Consider the following 4,313-nt stretch of genomic DNA (forward strand, 5'->3'; position numbering starts at 1 on the left):
ACTGCTCGACCGCCTGCGGAACCGTCATCTGCCCGCCGTTGAGCTGGGCGCGGAAACCGGGGTCGGTGAGCACCCGGCGGATGGTGTTGGCCAGCAGGTTGGCGGTGGCCTCGTAGGCGGCGATGAGCACCACCCGCAGGTGCTGGCTGACCTCGTCGTCGCTCAGGCCGGCCGGGTGGTTGATGAGGTGGCTGGTGAAGTCGTCCTCGGGCCGGGCCCGGCGGCGTGCGGTGAGCCGCCGCAGGCAGCCCATGACGTACTCGTTGCTGGCGATCGCCGTCTCGGTGCCCTTGAGCATGTCGCGGGCGGCCTGCACGATCCGGTCGTTGTACTCCTCGGGCATGCCGAGGACCTGGCACATCACCGCCATCGGCAGATGTTCGGCGAACTGGTCGACGAGTTCGGCGCGGCCCGACTCGCAGAACCGGTTGACCAGCCGCTGGGTGGCACGGCCGATGTGGCGGCGCAGGCCGCGCGGGTCGACGGTCGCCACGGCGCCGGTGACCGCGCCGCGCAGCCGCTTGTGCTCCTCGCCCTCGGCGTAGGAGCAGACGGGCTGCCAGGCGAAGTGCGGCATGAGCGGGTGGTCGGGCTTGACGGTGCCGTCCCTCAGCGGGGTCCAGGTACGGCTGTCCCGGGTGAACTGCGAGGGGGTGCGCACCATGTGCAGGTTCTCGGCGTGGCCGAGGACCACCCAGATCGGTACGTCGTCGTGCAGCAGCACGGGCGCCACCGGGCCGTACTCCTCGCGGAGCCGCCGGTACAGCGCCCGCAGGTCGGGGGTCTCGTGGAGCCGGTGCAGTCCCCCGGGTCCGGTGCCGTGCGCGGGGCAGCCGGGGGGCGGGGCGGGGGCGAGGTCGTCCGTACCGGTCGGGAAGTGGGGTTCAGGCGTCACAGCGGTCGCTTTCGGAACGGAAGGACGGAACGGAGGGTATGGGGGGCGGGAGGCGGCTCAGCGCGGCGGGCCCGTCACGGCCAGGGAGTGCAGGAAGCGCACCAGCGTCATCAGCACGTCCCGGCTGGAGGCGCGGCGGCGCGCGTCGCACTCGACGATCGGGATCTCCTCGGCCAGATCGAGGGCCGTACGCAGCTCCCGGACCGGGTGGCGGGGGGCGTCCGGGAAGGAGTTGACGGCGACGACGAAGGGCACGCCGCGCTCCTCCAGACGCCCTATGACGTCGAAGCTGACCTCCAGCCGGCGGGTGTCGGCCAGCACGACCGCGCCGAGGGCGCCCTCGAACAGCCCGTTCCACAGGAACCAGAAGCGCTCCTGGCCGGGGGTGCCGAAGAGGTAGAGCACCAGCTGGTCGGTGATGCTGATGCGTCCGAAGTCCATCGCCACGGTGGTCGCCGTCTTGGACTCGGAACCGTAGTTGTCGTCGACACCGATGCCGGCCTGGGTCATGGTCTCCTCGGTGGTCAGCGGTCTGATCTCGCTGACCGAGCCGACCATGGTGGTCTTGCCGACCCCGAAACCGCCGACGATCACGATCTTCACCGCGGCCTGGGCCGTGTGCGGCAGATGGTCCCCGGTGCGCGGGCCGGGAAGGGTGTCAGAGCCGTTGAAGTCCATGCATCACCGCTTCGAGGAGGGAACGGTCGGGGACCGCCTGGCGGACGATCGGCGCGCGGGCCTGTACCAGTTCGGCCGTGATCAGCTCGGTGATCAGCACCGTCATCGCGCTGAACGGCAGGTTGAGGTAGGCAGACAGCTCGGCCACGGACAGGGGCGCGGTGCACAGCCGCAGCAGCGCCGCCTGTTCCGGGGTGGCGGACGGCGGTGGGTCGGCACGCGCCACGATCAGCGTGACCAGGTCGAGGGCGGCGCGGGCGCCGTCCTCGTCCGCCCCGGCGACCACGTACAGGCGCTCGGGGTTCTTCGCCTCGCCCTGCTTGCCCTGCTTGCCCGGCCCGGGGGGCGGCGGCTCGTGCCGGGGGTAGCGCCTCTGGCGTCGCGGAGGGGTCATACGGTCTGCCCACCCCGTCGGGGCGGACTGGTCAGATGGGCGCCGATGCGGACCACCAGGTCGCGCATGCGGGCGCTCATCAGGCCGGGTTCGGTGCGGACGTCGGCGAGCACCGCGAGGTAGGCGTTGGCGCCGGCGGACATCAGGTAGAAGTAGCCGCCGTCGATCTCGATGATGACCAGCTTCATCCGGCCGTCGCTGCCGGGGATCTCGACGGCGACGGCGGTGGCGAGGCTCTGCAGTCCGGCGCAGGCGGCGGCGACCCGGTCGGCGGCGTCGGGGTCGCCGCCGTAGCGGGCGATGCGCAGGCCGTCGGCGGAGAGCACGACGATCATCTCGATGCCCGGTACGCCGTCGTGGAGCTCCTTGAGCATCCAGTCGAAGTTGGCTCGCTGCTGGATCACTTGTGGTCCCCCTCGTCGTCGGCCTGGGCGTCGGGCTCGGCATGGGCCGGCTTCTCGATCAGGTGCAGATAGGCGGTCGGGTCCTGGGTGAACGCGGTCGGGTCCGGTCCGGGGTTGTCCTTCTTCAGTCCGTCCCAGAAGGCCTCGACCCACAGGCCCGGTTCGGGTTCGTTCTCCTTGGGCGCGGGCCCGGGCACGTCCCACACGGACTCGCCGCCCTCCTGTGCGGCGCGCTCGGCGGCGGCCTGCTGGGCGATGCGCTCGCTGAGCGGGGTACTGACCCGGCTGCGGCGCTGCGGCAGACCGGTCGCGGTCCACTCGGTGACCTCGGGGACGTCGTCCTCCATGGACACCGTGGCGGGGATGCGGGGGCTGGTGGGGCGGCGCTTCTTGGGGGTGCGCTTGGGTCCCTCCACCGCGTCCTCGCCGGGCCGGGGGATGGAGGTGGCGCCGATGCCGTGGGCCAGCCCGGGGGCGGGGTCGGTGGTCATCATGTTGCTCGGCACGACGAGGACGGCGCGGACGCCTCCGTACGCCGAGGCCCGCAGCGAGACCTGCATGTTGTACGCCGAGCACAGGCGTCCCACGACCGCGAGGCCCAGTCGCGGGGTGTCGCCGAGCTCCTGCGGGTCGACGCCGGCCCTGGCCGCGTCGAGCAGCCTCTCGATCCGGGTGCGGGCCTCCTCGCTGAGGCTGACGCCGCCGTCCTCGATCTCGATGGCGACGCCGGTCTGCACCTCCACGGCGGTGACGTGCACCTTGGTCTGCGGCGGGGAGTAGCGGGTGGCGTTGTCGAGCAGTTCGGCCGCGGCGTGGATGACGGGCTCGACGTCGGTGCCCTTGATGTTGACCTTGGCGATGGAGTGCAGCTCGATGCGCCGGTACTCCAGGATCCGGGACATGGCGCCGCGCAGCACGCTGTAGAGGGTGACGGGGTTCGGCCACTGGCGGCCGGGGCGGCCGCCGCCGATGACGGAGATGGAGTCGGCCAGGCGGCCGATCAGCGCGGTGCCGTGGTCGATGCGCAGCAGGTCGTCGAAGACCTCGGGACTGCGGCCGTGGTCCTCCTCCATCTCCCTCAGCTCCCTGGCCTGCTGGTGCACGATCGCCTGGACGCGCCGGGCGATGCTGACCAGGGAGCGCTGTGTGGAGTCGCGCATGGTCTCCTCGTCGTCCACGATCTTGAGGATCGTGCGGACGACCTCGCGCTGCGACTCGGGGATCCGGCACCATTCGGGGTTGCCGTCGATGATGTCGCGCATCACCTCGCGGGGGGTGTTGTTGCAGCGCAGGTGGTGGATGGCGGCGGGGATGACGTCCGTTCCGAGCCGGACGATCTCCTGGTCGTGGGCGGCCAGGCGTCGCTCCAGGTACGCGGTGTGCCGTGCGTGCTCCGCCCGCTGGTCCTGGACGGTACGGCCGCGGCGCACCGCTTCGGTGCCCGTGGCGAGCACCAGGAGGGTGGCGACGACGCCGCAGCAGGCGACGGCGAGGCGGGCCGGGTCGGTCACCAGGGCGACGGCGGCTCCGGTGGCCGCCGCCATGACTATGGCCGGCAGCAACAGCACGCGCACGTAGGGAAGTTCACGGCCGCCGGGGGGCGATTGAACACTCACCATGTAAGCCCTCTGAGACGAATCGACTGGGGTTCGGGGCAGCTTCCAGTGGGGTATGTCATGGAACTGTCGGGATCTTCGGCATGTCTGCGGATGCTCGGGAACAAGCGCACGAATGCACCTCAACTCGGTGCGCCGCGGGCGAGCCTAATCCGACCGGATCATCGCCGTGCCATATCGAGCGACTGCCTGAAACGGGGCCCGGGACAGGAGTACGCTCGGGTCTTTTGCACACTCGGGGCACATTCGAACACAGAGTGTCACGAGGTACGGGTATACGGAATCGGCTCACCGTGACGGGTGAGGAAACACGTCAGGGCAGGGGC

Annotated in this window: 4 protein-coding genes and 1 pseudogene; all 5 read right to left on the reverse strand. The window is 71.0% G+C overall.

The annotated features are described in order from the left end of the window. Nucleotides 1–895 (reverse strand): annotated as a pseudogene (locus RH94_RS43070) (cytochrome P450); the annotation flags it as partial. A gap of 57 nt (nt 896–952) precedes the next feature. After that, a complete protein-coding gene (locus RH94_RS11320) occupies nt 953–1,573 on the reverse strand; it encodes a GTP-binding protein (RefSeq protein WP_073947473.1) in 621 nt (206 codons plus the stop codon). Next, the gene (locus RH94_RS11325; RefSeq protein WP_073947474.1) at nt 1,554–1,967 is read right to left on the reverse strand and encodes a DUF742 domain-containing protein; all 414 of its coding nucleotides are present in this window, start codon (nt 1,965–1,967) and stop codon (nt 1,554–1,556) included. The genes RH94_RS11320 and RH94_RS11325 overlap by 20 nt, the downstream gene beginning before the upstream one ends. Further along, a complete protein-coding gene (locus RH94_RS11330) occupies nt 1,964–2,371 on the reverse strand; it encodes a roadblock/LC7 domain-containing protein (RefSeq protein WP_073947475.1) in 408 nt (135 codons plus the stop codon). Before RH94_RS11330 ends, RH94_RS11325 begins: the two co-directional genes overlap by 4 nt. After that, complete coding sequence (locus tag RH94_RS11335) at nt 2,368–3,990, reverse strand: sensor histidine kinase (RefSeq protein WP_073947476.1); 1,623 nt, start codon at nt 3,988–3,990, stop codon at nt 2,368–2,370. Before RH94_RS11335 ends, RH94_RS11330 begins: the two co-directional genes overlap by 4 nt. Between the last annotated feature and the right edge of the window lie 323 nt (nt 3,991–4,313).

It is taken from the genome of Streptomyces kebangsaanensis, assembly GCF_001906585.1.
GTDB lineage: Bacteria > Actinomycetota > Actinomycetes > Streptomycetales > Streptomycetaceae > Streptomyces > Streptomyces kebangsaanensis.

Bases quoted from the DNA above. Each gene is read 5' to 3' on its own strand.
- RH94_RS11320 (WP_073947473.1), bottom strand. From the start codon at position 1,573: ATGGACTTCAACGGCTCTGACACCCTTCCCGGCCCGCGCACCGGGGAC.
- RH94_RS11325 (WP_073947474.1), bottom strand. From the start codon at position 1,967: ATGACCCCTCCGCGACGCCAGAGGCGCTACCCCCGGCACGAGCCGCCG.
- RH94_RS11335 (WP_073947476.1), bottom strand. From the start codon at position 3,990: ATGGTGAGTGTTCAATCGCCCCCCGGCGGCCGTGAACTTCCCTACGTG.